The 15,428-nt window shown below is 36.1% G+C and carries 12 protein-coding genes, 2 tRNA genes and 1 pseudogene; 8 read left to right on the plus strand and 7 right to left on the minus strand.

Annotation, left to right across the window (positions count from 1 at the left end):
- The first annotated feature begins 21 nt into the window (after positions 1-21).
- The 3 genes and pseudogenes from AL022_RS01365 to AL022_RS04235 form a co-directional block, all read left to right on the plus strand.
- On the plus strand, positions 22-606 hold the full coding sequence (locus tag AL022_RS01365; RefSeq protein WP_014934453.1) for a 50S ribosomal protein L25/general stress protein Ctc: 585 nt from the start codon (positions 22-24) through the stop codon (positions 604-606).
- A gap of 61 nt (positions 607-667) precedes the next feature.
- Complete coding sequence (gene pth / locus AL022_RS01370; protein ID WP_014934454.1) at positions 668-1,225, plus strand: aminoacyl-tRNA hydrolase; 558 nt, start codon at positions 668-670, stop codon at positions 1,223-1,225.
- 114 nt (positions 1,226-1,339) lie between these two features.
- Positions 1,340-2,635: pseudogene (locus AL022_RS04235) on the plus strand (IS5 family transposase); the annotation flags it as partial.
- A gap of 659 nt (positions 2,636-3,294) precedes the next feature.
- Here AL022_RS04235 and AL022_RS01380 read toward each other — a convergent pair.
- A complete protein-coding gene (locus AL022_RS01380) occupies positions 3,295-3,582 on the minus strand; it encodes an HU family DNA-binding protein (protein WP_014934458.1) in 288 nt (95 codons plus the stop codon).
- 223 nt (positions 3,583-3,805) lie between these two features.
- On the opposite strand from AL022_RS01380, the gene AL022_RS01385 reads away from it, so the two are divergent.
- Together AL022_RS01385 and AL022_RS01390 are read left to right on the plus strand one after the other, a co-directional pair.
- A tRNA-Asp gene (locus tag AL022_RS01385) sits at positions 3,806-3,879 on the plus strand.
- A gap of 165 nt (positions 3,880-4,044) precedes the next feature.
- Positions 4,045-4,563 carry a DUF4293 family protein gene (locus tag AL022_RS01390; RefSeq protein WP_014934460.1) on the plus strand — a complete coding sequence of 173 codons (519 nt, stop codon included), beginning with the start codon at positions 4,045-4,047 and terminating at the stop codon, positions 4,561-4,563.
- Positions 4,564-4,615: 52 nt separating this feature from the next.
- On the opposite strand, the gene AL022_RS01395 is transcribed toward AL022_RS01390, so the two are convergent.
- Positions 4,616-4,689, minus strand: a tRNA-Arg gene (locus AL022_RS01395).
- Positions 4,690-4,776: 87 nt separating this feature from the next.
- Here AL022_RS01395 and AL022_RS01400 point away from each other — a divergent pair.
- From AL022_RS01400 to AL022_RS01410, 3 genes are all read left to right on the plus strand, one after another.
- On the plus strand, positions 4,777-5,433 hold the full coding sequence (locus AL022_RS01400) for an ABC transporter ATP-binding protein (RefSeq protein ID WP_014934461.1): 657 nt from the start codon (positions 4,777-4,779) through the stop codon (positions 5,431-5,433).
- Positions 5,434-5,526: 93 nt separating this feature from the next.
- Positions 5,527-6,546: a DNA polymerase III subunit delta gene (gene holA / locus AL022_RS01405; protein ID WP_014934462.1), complete on the plus strand. Its 1,020-nt coding sequence runs from the start codon at positions 5,527-5,529 to the stop codon at positions 6,544-6,546.
- 255 nt (positions 6,547-6,801) lie between these two features.
- A complete protein-coding gene (locus tag AL022_RS01410; RefSeq protein WP_014934463.1) occupies positions 6,802-9,828 on the plus strand; it encodes a tetratricopeptide repeat protein in 3,027 nt (1,008 codons plus the stop codon).
- A gap of 102 nt (positions 9,829-9,930) precedes the next feature.
- On the opposite strand, the gene AL022_RS01415 is transcribed toward AL022_RS01410, so the two are convergent.
- The 5 genes from AL022_RS01415 to ndk all read right to left on the minus strand — a co-directional run bounded on the left by AL022_RS01415 (position 9,931) and on the right by ndk (position 15,143).
- Positions 9,931-10,521, minus strand: a complete 591-nt coding sequence (locus tag AL022_RS01415) for a DUF5683 domain-containing protein (RefSeq protein WP_014934464.1) — start codon at positions 10,519-10,521, stop codon at positions 9,931-9,933.
- A gap of 2 nt (positions 10,522-10,523) precedes the next feature.
- Entirely contained in the window at positions 10,524-11,420 is an 897-nt protein-coding gene (locus tag AL022_RS01420; protein ID WP_014934465.1) for a ParB/RepB/Spo0J family partition protein, read from the minus strand.
- A 3-nt stretch (positions 11,421-11,423) separates the two neighbouring features.
- A complete protein-coding gene (locus AL022_RS01425; protein WP_014934466.1) occupies positions 11,424-12,203 on the minus strand; it encodes a ParA family protein in 780 nt (259 codons plus the stop codon).
- A 358-nt stretch (positions 12,204-12,561) separates the two neighbouring features.
- Positions 12,562-14,424 carry a tRNA uridine-5-carboxymethylaminomethyl(34) synthesis enzyme MnmG gene (gene mnmG, locus AL022_RS01430; RefSeq protein WP_014934467.1) on the minus strand — a complete coding sequence of 621 codons (1,863 nt, stop codon included), beginning with the start codon at positions 14,422-14,424 and terminating at the stop codon, positions 12,562-12,564.
- Between the two features lie 269 nt (positions 14,425-14,693).
- Complete coding sequence (gene ndk, locus AL022_RS01435) at positions 14,694-15,143, minus strand: nucleoside-diphosphate kinase (RefSeq protein WP_014934468.1); 450 nt, start codon at positions 15,141-15,143, stop codon at positions 14,694-14,696.
- Between the last annotated feature and the right edge of the window lie 285 nt (positions 15,144-15,428).

Raw genomic sequence — 15,428 nt, forward strand, 5'->3', positions numbered from 1 at the left:
AATTGATCACAAAGCACAAATATGAAAGTAATAGAGATTTTAGGGTATAAAAGAGCAAATCTCGGTAAGGCCGAATCTAAAAAACTAAGAGCAGCGGCACAAGTCCCAGGGGTACTATATGGTGGTACTGAGCAAGTACATTTCTATGTACCTATGGTGCTTTTACGTGATTTGATTTATACACCTCATGCCCATTTTGTAGACCTCAATATTGAAGGATCTATATACAGATGTGTTTTACAAGAGATGCAATTCCATCCAGTAAGTGAAATGATGTTGCATGTAGATTTTTTGCAAATTTTTGATAATAAAAAAATTAAAATGGATATTCCAACCGCATTTGTCGGCAAAGCAATTGGTGTAGCCAAAGGAGGAGTGCTCTCTAAAAAGCAAAGAAAACTGCCTATTTCAGCTTATCCAAATAATATGCCATCGATAGTGGATATCGATGTGTCTCATCTTGACTTGGGGCAGATTGTACGGGTGCATCAAATTCCAATAGAAAATTATACTATTTTAGCCTTGCCTAATACACCAGTAGCCTCTATTGAGATTCCAAGGGCATTGCGTAGTGCAGCTAGTAAAGAGGAGAAAAAAGGGAAGTAATCATAAATTGCCTTTGGGGATTGCGAAGTACCATCAATAGCCATAGCGTCTAAAATAACCTATGAAATTACTACTAGTTGGATTGGGAAACATTGGTCCAGAATATGTTCATACTAGGCATAATATAGGATTTTTAGTAGTAGATCATCTAGCAGTTCAACAAAAAGTTGTTTTTCAAGCAAGTCGGTTAGCTGCTATATCTTCTTTTATCCACCATGGATATCAAGTATATATGATTAAACCTACCACCTATATGAATAATAGTGGTAAATCGGTTCGCTATTGGTTAGACTACTTAAAAATACCGGTTGAACAAAGTTTGACGATTGTAGATGACATCACGCTTCCTTTCGGTACAATGCGTTTGCGGACAAAAGGCGCTGATGGAGGCCACAATGGCCTAAAAAGCATTGCCCATGCTTTAGCTTCAAACCACTATCCACGTCTTCGAATAGGCATTGGAAATGATTTCCCTAAAGGAAAACTTTCAGATTTTGTTTTAAATAATTTTAATGAAAAAGAATTACAAAAAATAGATGACCACTTGCATAAAGCTTGTCAAATATTAATAACTTGGTGTAATAAAGGCATTCTACATGCTATGAACCAGTTTAATTAGTCGGCCCTGAAATACTATATAATCATTTGTTAATCAGCAAATAAATGGTTAAATTTATATTGGTTAATAACCAGTTTTATAGGTTGTTTTGTATAAAAAGCTTGCAAAATAAAGATAAAATCTAAGAAAATAAATAATAGCCTTGAGCCTTTGTTTGAGCAACGCTTATCTAGTTTTCTTAACCCGAAACATCCTTTATTCCAGTTATCTGATTCGATTACCTGGCACTCCTTAGAATCAGATTTAGACCGCGGTTTTAGCTATGGACTTGGTCAACCTCCTTTGCCTATTCGTTTAATTATAGGGATTCTTATTATGAGTCATATGTAATAATATTTCTGATGAACAAGTAGTGGTTAGATGGGTCGAAAACCCTTATTGGCAATACTTTTGTGGATATTATTATTTTCAGTTTAAGGTACTTTGTAACCCCAGTTCATTGACCCGTTGGCGCCATAGATTAGGTCAAGAAGGTCTCAATAAAATCTTATTTATGACTATAGACTTAGCGCTAAAAAAAAAGTAGTGACCCGAAAAGAACTTGAAAAAGTTATATCTGATACTAGTGTAATGGAGAAAAATATCCGTTACCCAACGGACTCTTCTTTGCTTAATAAAGCCAGAGAAAAATTGGTCAGTATAGCCAAGAAAATAGGTATTAAACTTCGTCAAACTTATCAGCGGTTAGGTCTATCTATTAAACGTAAAGTTGATAGGTATGCTCATGCCAAACAGTATAAACGTTTATCCAAGGGCGTTAAAACATTAAAGACCTATCTTGGTCGGGTAATAAGAGATGTAGAACGTTCTATAAAATCGTCTAATGATCTAATACGCAACCAATTTACGCAACTACTATCTATAAGTAAAAAACTTATAAATCAATCAAAAAATAGTAATGATAAAGTTTATAGTATCCATGAATCCTCGGTCTACTGTGTGAGTAAAGGTAAGTTTAGAAATTCATATGAGTATGGTTGTAAAGTACAATTTACATTGACCCATAAAAAAGGTTTAATTGTCTCTACAGAAGCGATACATCCTAATGCTTATGATGGCCATACTTTGCAGAAGAGTTTATTACAAGCCGAGCAATTATCTGGTACCAAGGTAAAATATGCTTTCGTAGATAAAGCCTATAGAGGTCATAATATACCTGTTAATGAATGTAATATATTTACAAGTGAGACTAAAAGGGGTATAACGCCTGCTCTAAAAAAAGCTATAAAAAGAAGATCTTCTATTGAACCACATATCGGTCATATGAAATCAGATGGTAAATTATCAGTTAACTATTTGAAAGGTATTTTAGGGGATAATCTTAACGTTATTCTATGTGTTATTAGTCATAATCTACGACTGATTACAAGAAAGTTATTCTTAACACCCTCACAATCACATAAAATAAAACTTATCTAACTAAGAATATTAATCTAAAACTTTTTATTATATAATAGAGGTTAGCAAAAATAGAGCACAACCTAAAATCCAAATATTAGGAAGACATATCAATTAAATATTTTTTTATACAAAAAAATACTTGAGGGCCGACTAATTAAGCAAAATATAGCATACCTATTTAGGTCAGTTTGATGGATAAAATATACATCAAACCCTGTTAAAAAGTTTTGAAAGCACTGTTTATAGATGACGCACTAAGCCATTTAGCACGGAATCTAAGGGGTGGCTTTTGTTTTTCCAACTGCAAGGAGCGTCTTCAAAACTTTTTATACAGGGCTATTTTTGCACTTCTTAAAAAGGTAATGCTTACAGGTGATTGGATATAGATATACCATAAGAACTAGTAAAGCCAATCGGGTTTACTTATGGGTTTTAGCACCTAAGAGACGCACTATATTCATACCACCTTTTACTTCATCAAGGCAACTAACCAACTAAAAAGCAACATCTAACACTTAATGTTCTTTTGCGATAGCGCTTTGCAAATTTGGAAAGCATTGGAAGCGTAAAGCAGATACTATTTTATTATTTAATAGACGCCTTGAGCTGAATAAATACCATGTCTATCAATATAATAATGGCGGATCTATATAGCTTCCTTATAAAGGTTATGTAGCACCAGCGGCTTTAATTTTTGCTGCAAAGAACTTAGAATGCTTAAAAAATGGAATATAGTGTTCTTCTACAACAATAGCTGTATTGGTACTAATATTACGGCCAATTTTTTTAGCACGTTTCTTTTTAGAAAAACTACCAAAACCACTAAAATGTACGCGATGATCATCTATTACAGCATCTTGAATAACACGAAATAATTCATCAATCGTATTTTTAACATCTTCTTTATCAATCCCTGTTTTCCGAGCGATTGCTAAAATTACTTCTGATTTGGTCATGGTATATGGAGATTTAAAAATTATATAGCCATTTATCGGGTGGTTTATCGTTAAACCCATCCACACTATGCTATGATAATAAATTCATTATTATGCTGTGAATTTACATGAGACAGTTTGAACTTGCAATTATTTTCGTACATAAAACGATTATTAGTTTTGATAAATAATAATTTATACATTAAATTTGTATTTCACACGTAGAAGTTCTTAGAAATTTTACGGTCTGGTAGTTCAGTTGGTTAGAATGCCTGCCTGTCATGTAGGAGGTCGCGGGTTCGACTCCCGTCCAGACCGCTTCTGTCTGAAATTAAGATAGCAAAATCGTTCCGCTAGTGCATATAGGGTTTTGTATGTAAATAAGGTTACATGTAGATGTAACATAACTATACATTAATAGTCTAAATAGTCTAATCGAAGGTATTAGTCAATTATCTAAATCAAAGTCAAGTCTTTGGATGTATGGCTTATGCGCATCGCTATTTAACCTTCCTAGCTGTCTCTATTTTTATACCATTGCATATGATTCAAAGAGTCCAATCGCTTTATTTAGGTATAGTCTGTATTTCCATCGCTGCTTTTTTTAATGTTTCAGTTTGGGTAAAGGTAAGCTTAGACCGTATTTGTACCATCAAGCCCTATGCGCTTATTCTTTCTACAGATCAATGTATTATATTTCCCTATGGTTGTTGCGCTTTATACTGCTGTTACCTTATGGGAACAGCAGTGTATGCCATGATGCGGCATAACCACAGGAAATTACAACTCCATTTAACTACACATATCACCTTGCTATTAATGGTACTAGGGGGGGGTATTTGGATGTTGGTTAACAAGGCTAATGCTGCCTATTTACCAGATGGAGATAGCAGCTATAAAATAGGTATCATTTTCCCCTGCATCGCTTTAGTAGCCAATCTATTGGCACGGCATCATATTCAAAAAGATATCCGATTGGTCGATGAAGATTCATTTCGCTAAGCGGAGCATATGATCCATTAGACTAGTCATCGCTTCTCTATCATTCAAACTGTGCGCTCGGAAGGACTCGAACCCTCAACCTTCGGAGCCGAAATCCGACGTTCTATCCGGTTGAACTACGAGCGCGTGACCAAAATTTTATATATTTACAACCTATTTTTACAGCTAAGGTTTTAAACGTTAAACCAAAAATACAAAATATTATGCATATATATGCTTGTAGCCAAACAAGTCTGTAAATCTTATCATGGATATAAAATCCTCAAACAGATCGATTTATCCATCCATATGGGAGAAATGGTGGCCATTATGGGCCCCTCTGGAGCTGGAAAAACTACTTTATTACATCTTTTATCTACATTAGAGCGGCCAGATAGTGGCCTTTTAACACTGGATGGAGTAGATCTTATAGGACTGAAAGGGCCTGCATTGTCTACATTTAGAAATAAAAAAATAGGATTTGTTTTTCAGTTTCATAACCTTTTACCCGAATTTACACTTTTTGAAAACATCTGTATGCCGGGCTATATTGGCGCCTTTTCTAAAAAAGAAGTAGTTGAAAAAGCCAATCACCTTTTAGATTTACTCGGCATTAGCCATCGAAAAAACCACTTACCAGAGGCTGTTTCGGGAGGAGAACGACAGCGTGCCGCTATGGCCAGGGCATTGATCAACGACCCATCTATTGTTTTTGCTGATGAACCCAGTGGTAATCTTGATTCCAAAAATGGAGAAATGCTACATGCGCTTTTCTTAGATCTTTCTAAGCGGCTAAAGCAAACTTTCGTTTTGGTAACCCATAACCAATCATTGGCAACTATTGTAGATAAAATCTTATTGCTAGAAGATGGTATATTGCAGCCCGCTTAAAGTTACAGCGGGCAATCCTAAAGCATAGGGCGATTATAATCACTTAAAAAGTAAAAAAATAGTTCGTTTTTAAATATAAAAATCAACCATATCATGCAGTCCCCACAAAAGATTCTAGAAGATTTGCAAAAAAATAGCTATACCCCTATTTATTTTTTACAAGGAGAAGAAGTATATTATATCGATGCAATTACCCAATACCTCGAAGAAAAACTACTGACGCCAGCTGAACAAAACTTTAATCTAACCATTGTCTATGGAAAAGAATGTAGCATGGCTACACTGCTTACCCAAGCACGCCGTTTTCCAATGGACGCTAGGTTACAAGTGGTTATCGTGAAAGAAGCACAAGAGATGGCAGACTTAAAAAACGCTACGGGCCAACAGCTATTATTACATTATGTGCAACATCCACAACCTACTACTCTATTGGTTTTTGCACACAAATACAAAACAATAGATGGAAGAAGTAGTTTTGGAAAAGCGTTAAGCAAACACAATATCTTGATTACCTGTAAAAAACTATATGATGCACAATTGCCTGGTTTTATCAAGTCCTTTGTACAAAACCTTCAGCTGTCTATCACAGAAGAAGCAGTTTGCTTAGTAGAAGCCTATATAGGTAATGATTTAACAAGAATAGCTAGTGAACTCCATAAGTTACGTATTAACCTTATCCCAAACAGTACGATTACCGATGGTATTGTAGAAGCCTATATAGGGCTGCACAAGCCTTTCAATGTATTTGAACTACAAAAAGCCATTATGCAGAAAGATTATCCCAAAAGCTACCAAATGATTGGCATTTGTGCATCTAGTGGGAAAGACCATGCTGCGTTGCCCATTGTAACCATTTTATACAATCTTTTTGCTAAGCTACTGGTATTGCACCAAACCAAAGAAACCGTTCCCACTAAGATTGCGCAACAAGTTGATATACATCCCTATTTTATAAAAGGGTACCTTGATGCGGTTCAAAAGTATACATTGCACCAAACCATTGATAACATAACCTACCTCCATCAAGCGGATCTACAGTTAAAAGGCATTAATTCCAACATGGATGATTACCAAATCATGAAAGAATTAATTTTTAAATTAATGCATCCTTAAATTGGCTTATAAAAAGCCAATAAGTTTTATTCAGTAGGTGCTATTTTGCACACAAAATGTAAAATAGCTATGCTAGCGTAGTAAGATAAAATAGAAATCCCTATTTTGGAGCTATAGCATGTACAAACTATTTTTATACATGCAGCCCATTATAGACGCTTTCTATGCTATTTAGTGGTATATGCACATTGACCCGTTTGCTATAGTACAAAAACTGTTACCGGAGCAGTGGTTTACTTTCAACCTAATATACTTATGATACAATCAATATATGCGGTTATCGCAATGGCCATTTTCTTAATGACTACCCCTTATAAAGGATGCGCTTTAACCAATGATTCGTCTGTCGCATTTCCAAAGGCTATCTTTCATCAAGGGCTGATGCACTTTAACGAACAGCAATATGCAGCGGCTCAAAAGTACTGTGAAACCTATGCAAACCAGCCATCCAAAAAATACAAGCAAGAAGAAGCTTCCTATTATTTAGTATTATCTGCTTTAGAAAACAAAGATCCACATATAGTCATGCTGTTACAATATTTTATAGTAAAGCATCCTACCAGTCCACATGTAGAAACTGTGCGTTATCATTTGGCCCATTGTTTTGCGCAAGCAGGTTTATGGGATAAAAGCCTCACCCTATATCAAAATATTAATCCAAATCGCTTAACACCTAAAACACGCGAAGCATTTCAATATGCGATAGGAGATACCTATTTGCAATTAAAGGATTGGGAAAATGCAAAAAAAAGCTTTTTAGCTATTAACAAAAAAAACCATCCTTACTATTACCCTGCACAACTACAGATGGCTTATATAGCTTTTCAGCAAGGAAATTATGATGGTGCACTAGTTGCATTACAAGCAGCCAACAAAAAATATAGACAAGAAGCCCAAAGTTTGATGTTAAAGGTATACCATAAAGCAGGCAACTTTTCATCATTGTTAGCCTATGTACAGGGTTGTCCGGCTTCATCTTTTAACAAACAAGATCACCTTCTTATTGGGGATGCCTACTTTTTTCTCAAACAATATCAAGCAGCCGTTGTCCACTATCAGGCAGCCTTAGATAAAGATACCACCCGTATGACATCGGCTAAGCTGGGCCATGCGTTATATAAAACAGGACAATACCCTCAAGCAGAAACTTGTTTTCAGCAATTGTTAGCAAAGGAGGATCATGCCGGTCAAATTGCTGCCTACTATAGTGGGCTAATCTATGAAAAAGAAGGTAACCTTCCAGCGGCAGTAGCTGCTTTTGTCCAAGCTGCACGGCTAAAATTTGATCCAGATATAAGCGATTTAGCAGCTATTAAAGGTGCAGGCTTACGTTACCAACAGGGCGCCATTGCAGAGGTTATAGAAACAATGACCGCTTTTATTCAAGCCCGACCTGATAGTAAAAATCTTTCGGCTGCACAAGCCTTACTGGTAACCTGTTACTACAAAATAAGGGCTTATCAACGGGCCATATACTATATGGCCGAACTGCCCTATAAAACAGAACCACTCTTAAAATTATACCAAAAAGCACTCTTTTATGAAGGATTAGCAGCATACAATGCAGATAGGTTTGATACTGCCATACAATACTTAAAGCAATCGCTACTTTTCCCTTTTAAATCCGCTTTGGTAGTACAAGCCCAGTTTTGGTTAGGAGAAGCCTTTTCTTCCCTTGGTGCATATGAAAAAGCTTTAAAATTTTATAAAAAATATCGGCAAGAAGATGATTTAAATACACTTTATTATGCAAAAAACCTATATGGATTAGCCTATAGTTACTTTAACACGGGCCATTACACCACGGCAGCCCAAAGCTTTGAATCCTACATAACGATTACCCAAAAACAGCCTGCTGCTACCCACTATGATGCCATGCTTCGGTTGGCTGATTGTTATTATGTAAAGAAAGATTACAAGGAAGCGCTTAGGCTCTATGCAACTGTGTATACCTATCATCCTGCCCATGTTCGCTACCAAGAAGCTCTGATTTACCAGATATTAGGAGACAAACTGCAGGTAGATCGTTGCCTACAAGAAATATTTATACATCATACAGAGACTAAGTATTATGAAAAAGCATGCTATCATAAAGCTTGTACTATATTCAACGCAGGCCACTATGAATCAGCCATTCAATCATTTAGCCACCTTATCCAACGGCAGCCAACCAGTGATTTACAACCAGAGTTATTAATCAAACGAGGACTTGCTTATGAAAATCTTCAAAGATATGAATCCGCTGCTGCAGACTATCAGGCGATTTTAGACCAATATCCCACTCACCTCCATGCAGAAAGTGCTTTAATGGCATTATGCAACCTATTTGCTGCGCAAGGAAGCCCTGAAAAATCAGATATATATTTAAAAAAGTATGCCCATATAAGGCAAAAACTGACTAGCCATTCCGATGAGCAGACCATTGGTGCGGCCAAACAGCTCTTTTATAATCAGACGTATCATAAAGTATTGCAAAAACTGGCTGCTTTTGATAAGGAATATCCTTCTAGTCAGTGGCTTGCAGAAGCTTATTTTTTAATGGCAGAAAGCTATTATAGGCTGCAAAAGCAGGGTCCAGCTACACACTATTATAAAAAGGTAATAGCTCAAACTACTTTCCATAAAAAAGCATGGTTAAGAATGGCCAATCTAGCTTACCAAGGCAAGCGGTTTCAAGAAGCCATTACCCATTACCAAAAATTACAGAAGATGGAACTGACCAACAAGGAATATCATCATACCTTAATGGGGCTTATAAAAGCTAGTTTTGCCCTAAAAAAATATCAAATTACGACACCAGCTTGTTTACAATTGTTGAATAGCCCTAAGGATGCACCAGTTGAAACCATCCAACAGGCTGCGCTTTATCTAGGCAAAATAGCCATGCAGCGATCAGAATATAAACGTGCGGCAAGCCATTTTTTAAAAGCTAGTCAGCCATTGCATACCGTTACCGCATCAAAGGCAAAATATCTATTGGCCCATACAGCATTTAAACGAAAAGCTTATACCACTTCTTTAGATATTTTATTTGATCTAGTAGAAAAATATCCACATAATATACATTATATAGATAGAGCCTTTTTGCTCATGGCGGACAATTACATAATGTTAGGGAATCTCACACAAGCTAAAGCTACTTTGGACTCTATGATTCAGCAATCCAAAAATAAAAACAATATTGCAGTTGCCAAGCAAAAAAAGTCCAAAGTAACTGCTCAACTCAAAGCAGCAGATAGGGCTACGAAACAAGTGGCATCACACCCCAAAAGTGCGCCATAGATTTTTAAGAAATTTTCATAGTATCCATAGAACCGTAGCTATAATCAGACTAAGTCCGTCGCATAGATTATTAATTTTTCTATGTACAAGCAACAGAACCACTTATTTCAGGTGTTCGTTTTGTGGTAAATCAGTTGATGTAGTCCCAATATCATCTATAAAATTCACTGTTTTATCATGTGCGCCCGCATAAGCGTCAAATATATTCAATATATACCAAGCACTCGCAATTATAATAAATAGATTACGCGTGCGTTCACATTCCCGAATACGTTTTTGGGTAAACTCACGAACTGGCTTAAATGGATCGTCTCCAAGAAGAAGGGTTCGTCTATGTTCGTTCATTCCTTGATGTTCTGAGTAGATTTTATAACCAACCAAAGCAAAACCCAAGTAAAGACAGGGCAATTTCCAGTAATCTTTATTATAAACTTGCCCTAAGCCAGGAAACACCATAGAAGTAATCCAGGCGCGTTGTACCATGGCTTCCGTACGCATGATTTTAGACCATAATGGTATTTCCTCTATCTTTTCAGAAGAGAGAGGATTAGATGTATGAACATATAAGGGCCTAATGGGGTGGTTGGCCACATTCCATAGAATGGATTTATCCGGTGAGGCAACAGCCCAACTTAGGTAAGGGAAATAAAAAAATCCCATTACGCTTAAAAAAAAATGAAAAACCCGTTTCATTCTTATTTTATACTTGAAATAATAGCCAAAATTCTTCCTAATTCTTCCTCAGAATCAAACATAATCTTAATTTCTCCTTGTTTTTGTGTATCTGCTTTAATAATTACCTTTGTATTAAATTGCTGGCTTAATTGATGCGTTGTGCTTTGTAACTTTCTTTTAAAAGAAGGATTAAGTTGTACTTTAGTAGTTGGCTTTTTCAAATGGCCAATGGCAGAAAGGTCTTGCACCAATTTTTCGACTTCTCGTACGGAAAGCGCACCTTGTAGTATCTTTTTTAAATAACTTAACTGTATTTCTGGTGTTTGCAAATTAATCAGCGCTCTTGCATGACCCATAGAAATTTTTTGGTCTCGAAGCGCAATTTGAATATCAGGTGGCAATTTAAGCAAGCGAAGGTAATTATTTACAGTGGTTCTATCTTTTCCAACCCGTTCGGCTAATGCTTCTTGTGTAAGTTTGCAATCTGTCAGCAAACGCTGGTAGCTCAACGCAATTTCAACTGCGTTCAATGCATCACGTTGGATATTTTCAATAAGTGCAACCTCTAGCATATGGAGATTATCCGTACAACGTATATAAGTAGGGACCTCTTTTAAGCCTGCTAATTTAGCTGCACGCAAGCGTCTTTCACCAGCTATTAACTGATAGGTGTGATTGTTTAATTTTCGAACGGTAAGCGGTTGTATAATTCCATGTAACTTTATGGAGGCACTTAATTCATTAAGTGTTTCTTGGTTAAAATCTTGTCGAGGTTGGCAAGGATTGGTAGCAATTAATCCAATCTGGATCATTTTAAAAAAATGGTCAAAAGTATTAGGAGCTGTTTCTGTATGGGCACCTTGCAACAAGGCGCTTAACCCTCTACCTAACACGCGATTTCCCTTTATAGGCTCCATAATTTAGTCAGTTTTATTATTTCTAACGCCACCCGTGATTTCTTCAGCAAGCCTAAGATAGCTAACCGCACCTTTACTATCTGCATCATAAATAATTGCGGGCATACCAAAACTTGGTGCCTCACTTAATTTAATATTTCTTGGAATAATCGTTTCAAAAACCATGGATTGAAAATGCTTTTTGACTTCTGCTACAATCTGGTTGGCCAAACGAAGCCTTGCATCATACATTGTCATTAATATGCCCTCTATTTCGAGGTTAGGATTCAAGCGAGATTGAATAATTTTAGTTGTATTCAATAGCTTTCCTAACCCCTCTAATGCAAAGTATTCACACTGAACCGGTATAATTAAAGAATCTGCAGCGGTAAGTGCATTGATGGTGATTAAGCCTAAAGAGGGCGCACAATCTACTATGATGTAGTCATAAATGGGCGTTATGGACTTTAAGGCTAATTTGATGCGACCTTCTCTATTCTTAAAGCTCACCATCTCTACTTCTGCACCTACTAAGTTGATATGGGAAGGCAAAAGATCTAGATTGGGTATAGTGGTAGATTGAATCAACAGCTTGGGATCTACAGTCTCTACAATGCATTCATAGATACTATGTGCTACTTCTTCTGGCTTAATGCCCACACCAGAAGTTGCATTTGCCTGTGGATCAATATCAATCAGAAGGGTTTTTTTTTCTAAAATAGCAAGACTTGCTGCTAGGTTTATAGCAGTAGTTGTTTTACCAACCCCACCTTTTTGATTTACAATCGCTACGATTTTTCCCATATTATACTGCGATTTATTCGCATAAATTTTACAAATTATATATAAATAGCCCCAAATCTTTATTTTTTACTCCTTGATTACAGGAGGAACTCCGCAACTAAGAAAACAAACCCAATATTTAATATATACCAAAGAAAATAATAAGGAATAAACCATAAACGGATTTTATTACCGTATGATTACCACATTATATGATGTGCTAATCCATAATCTATGAAAAAAATAAAATATATCAAAAAAGTATATTTAAAAATGTACGACTTGCTTTATACGCTTATTAAGCTATACGTTCCATCTTTGCAGCAATATAACCAAGCCGATAGATTTATTTTGTTTTTTTGGGATATAACTGTTTTGATTACCGTCCTAAATAAACCATTAAAATAGAGATATCAGCCGGACGCACACCGCTTATGCGTGAAGCTTGCCCTAAGGTAGCAGGTCTTACTTTTTGAAGCTTTTCTAATCCTTCTGCAGAGATTGCTTTAAGTTTTGTATAATTAAAATCAAGTGGAATCGTATAATGTTCCAATTGTTCCATTTTTTCTACCAGTTCTTTTTCTTTTTGAAAATAATTTTCATATTTAACCTGAATGTTCGCTTGTTGCAATACTTCTTCTCCATAAGTAAATAGTGCATTGCTTTGCTGTTTGTCCAATTGAAGCAGATCATTCAAATCAACCTCTGGTCTTTTTAGCAACCCATCAGCATATTGTGGGATATCTATTAAACTTGCACCTTGTGCTGCTAAGATTGGATTAATTATTTCTGGCTGTATTTTCCATTTTTTTAAAAAATCAAAGATAGAAACCAGTGCTTTTTTCTTTTTATATACCCTTTGAAGTCTTTCTTCATCAGCCAATCCTATCGCATAGCCCAATTCTGTTAAACGTAAATCTGCATTATCTTGTCTGAGTAAAATGCGAAATTCAGCCCGTGATGTAAACATTCGATAAGGTTCTTCTGTTCCTTTGCCCACTAAATCATCTATTAAGACGCCAATATAAGCCTCAGATCTCTTGAATACTATTTGACTAAGTTCATGCATCTTTCTATAGGCATTGATCCCTGCCATTAGGCCCTGAGAGGCGGCTTCTTCATAACCAGTTGTTCCGTTGATTTGCCCTGCAAAGTATAAATTTTGAATCAATTGGGTTTCCAGTGTATAGTACAACTGTGTAGGAGGAAAATAATCGTATTCAATAGCATAACCAGGGCAGATCATTTTTACTTTTTCAAATCCAGTGATGGCCCTTAGCATCTTTAATTGAATAGCTTCTGGTAATGAAGTAGAGAGTCCATTTACATAGACTTGAATAGTATGCCATCCTTCTGGCTCTATAAAAATTTGATGGCGCTCTTTATCTGCAAATCTATACACCTTATCCTCAATAGAAGGACAATAACGAGGACCTGTGCTTTGAATTTGCCCATTGTAGATGGGAACATCTGCTAAATTATCCTTAATAAGGTTGTGAACAGTTGGATTGGTATGGGTAATATAACAATTTTTTTGCTTTATAAGCGGGGAAGTATTTAAAAAAGAGAAGGTACCTGGCACAGGATCGCCTGGTTGTTTTTCCATTTTATTGTAGTCTAATGTTCTACCATCTACACGGGGTGAGGTTCCTGTTTTCATTCTTCCTGTTTGGAAACCCAGTTTTTGCAGTTGTTCGGTTATACCCGTGGCAGCTTTTTCTCCAGAACGACCACCAGCCATTTTTTTTGCACCAATATGGATGATTCCATTTAAAAAAGTACCATTGGTTAAAATTACAGCACGACCCTTTATGCTAATACCTAGTGCAGTTTGAATACCTTGTACTTGCCTATTTTTTACTAGCAATGAGACCACCATATCTTGCCAAAAATCTAGATTTGGCAATGATTCAAGCGCCCTGCGCCAATATATTGAAAATAAGCCTCGATCATTTTGTGTTCGAGGACTCCACATTGCTGGCCCTTTTGAGGTATTTAACATTCTAAATTGAATAGCCGACTGATCTGCTATACTGCCAGAGAATCCTCCTAAGGCATCTATCTCCCGAATAAGCTGCCCTTTTGCAATACCTCCCATAGCTGGATTACAAGACATTTGACCAATTGTCTGTAAGCTCATGGTAACCAACAAAACTTTAGCGCCTAATTTCGCAGCAGCTGTAGCAGCTTCACAACCTGCATGGCCACCACCTACTACAATAATATCATATTCAAGTACCATAAATTTAAAAATGTTCCACGTGAAACATATCACTAATAATTTGCCAAAGCACAAAGGACACCATTGAAGAACAATTGACTGGTGTAGCTGATTACTGAACGAGCAACTTATTGCAAATGAATGGGATCGATATGATTGCGTAAAAGATCGAATTAAAGATGAAATAAGTTTTTATCCAAAAAAAATTAAATTGCACAAAGGAGGAAAAGCCTTACCAAACCATCGACCTGTTTAGTTGCTAAATAAAGGATGTATTGACTATTGACATACTATGTAGTAGAGGCTTTTTTCAGAAGGAGGTCACAGCCAGGGAAAAAGAAAGAAGTTTCTAATGCAGCTGTTTCATCTGAATCTGAGCCATGAATAGCGTTATAGTCAATAGAAGTAGCAAATATTTTTCTAATGGTACCCTCAGCGGCTTCTACTGGATTAGTAGCGCCCATTAGTCTCCGTAAATCTGCTACAGCGTTCTCTTTTTGCAAAACCATAACTACTACAGGGGAAGAAGCTATGAATGCACATAAAGATTTGTAGAAAGGACGATCTGAATGGACGGCATAAAAATGTTCCGCAACAATTGGTGTTAACTGAAGCATAGTGATGGCATCTATGGAAAAACCTGCTTTTTCAATCATGGAAAGAATGGCACCAATATGATTGGCTTGAACTGCATCGGGCTTAATCATTGAAAATGTATAGTTTTCTTGTATTTTGTTCATTTGATTAAGAGTTATTTAGAAAGACTGCATTTGTCCGTTGTGATACTAACACCTGGAACGCCTTTAGACTTTTCTAGTTAATTTATGATTAAACCTATCTACCAATAAATTAGATTTTGAATAAGGGAATACTTCATTAGCTTTTTTCTATCAAAGACAAATATAATACTTTTTGTTTCTTATCCAATTATTATTAAGTAGGGCGATCTATTAAATGATATCAGTTCTAGTTGTTTAAAGTAGTGTAAATCTTTATAGAGGATCTATCTACTTTTTGTTAAGTCA

The sequence above is a fragment of the Cardinium endosymbiont cEper1 of Encarsia pergandiella genome, assembly GCF_000304455.1.
Taxonomy (GTDB): Bacteria; Bacteroidota; Bacteroidia; order Cytophagales; family Amoebophilaceae; genus Cardinium.

Bases quoted from the DNA above. Each gene is read 5' to 3' on its own strand.
- AL022_RS01365 (WP_014934453.1), top strand. From the start codon at position 22: ATGAAAGTAATAGAGATTTTAGGGTATAAAAGAGCAAATCTCGGTAAG.
- pth (WP_014934454.1), top strand. From the start codon at position 668: ATGAAATTACTACTAGTTGGATTGGGAAACATTGGTCCAGAATATGTT.
- AL022_RS01380 (WP_014934458.1), bottom strand. From the start codon at position 3,582: ATGACCAAATCAGAAGTAATTTTAGCAATCGCTCGGAAAACAGGGATT.
- AL022_RS01390 (WP_014934460.1), top strand. From the start codon at position 4,045: ATGGCTTATGCGCATCGCTATTTAACCTTCCTAGCTGTCTCTATTTTT.
- AL022_RS01400 (WP_014934461.1), top strand. From the start codon at position 4,777: ATGCTTGTAGCCAAACAAGTCTGTAAATCTTATCATGGATATAAAATC.
- holA (WP_014934462.1), top strand. From the start codon at position 5,527: ATGCAGTCCCCACAAAAGATTCTAGAAGATTTGCAAAAAAATAGCTAT.
- AL022_RS01410 (WP_014934463.1), top strand. From the start codon at position 6,802: ATGATACAATCAATATATGCGGTTATCGCAATGGCCATTTTCTTAATG.
- AL022_RS01415 (WP_014934464.1), bottom strand. From the start codon at position 10,521: ATGAAACGGGTTTTTCATTTTTTTTTAAGCGTAATGGGATTTTTTTAT.
- AL022_RS01420 (WP_014934465.1), bottom strand. From the start codon at position 11,420: ATGGAGCCTATAAAGGGAAATCGCGTGTTAGGTAGAGGGTTAAGCGCC.
- AL022_RS01425 (WP_014934466.1), bottom strand. From the start codon at position 12,203: ATGGGAAAAATCGTAGCGATTGTAAATCAAAAAGGTGGGGTTGGTAAA.
- mnmG (WP_014934467.1), bottom strand. From the start codon at position 14,424: ATGGTACTTGAATATGATATTATTGTAGTAGGTGGTGGCCATGCAGGT.
- ndk (WP_014934468.1), bottom strand. From the start codon at position 15,143: ATGAACAAAATACAAGAAAACTATACATTTTCAATGATTAAGCCCGAT.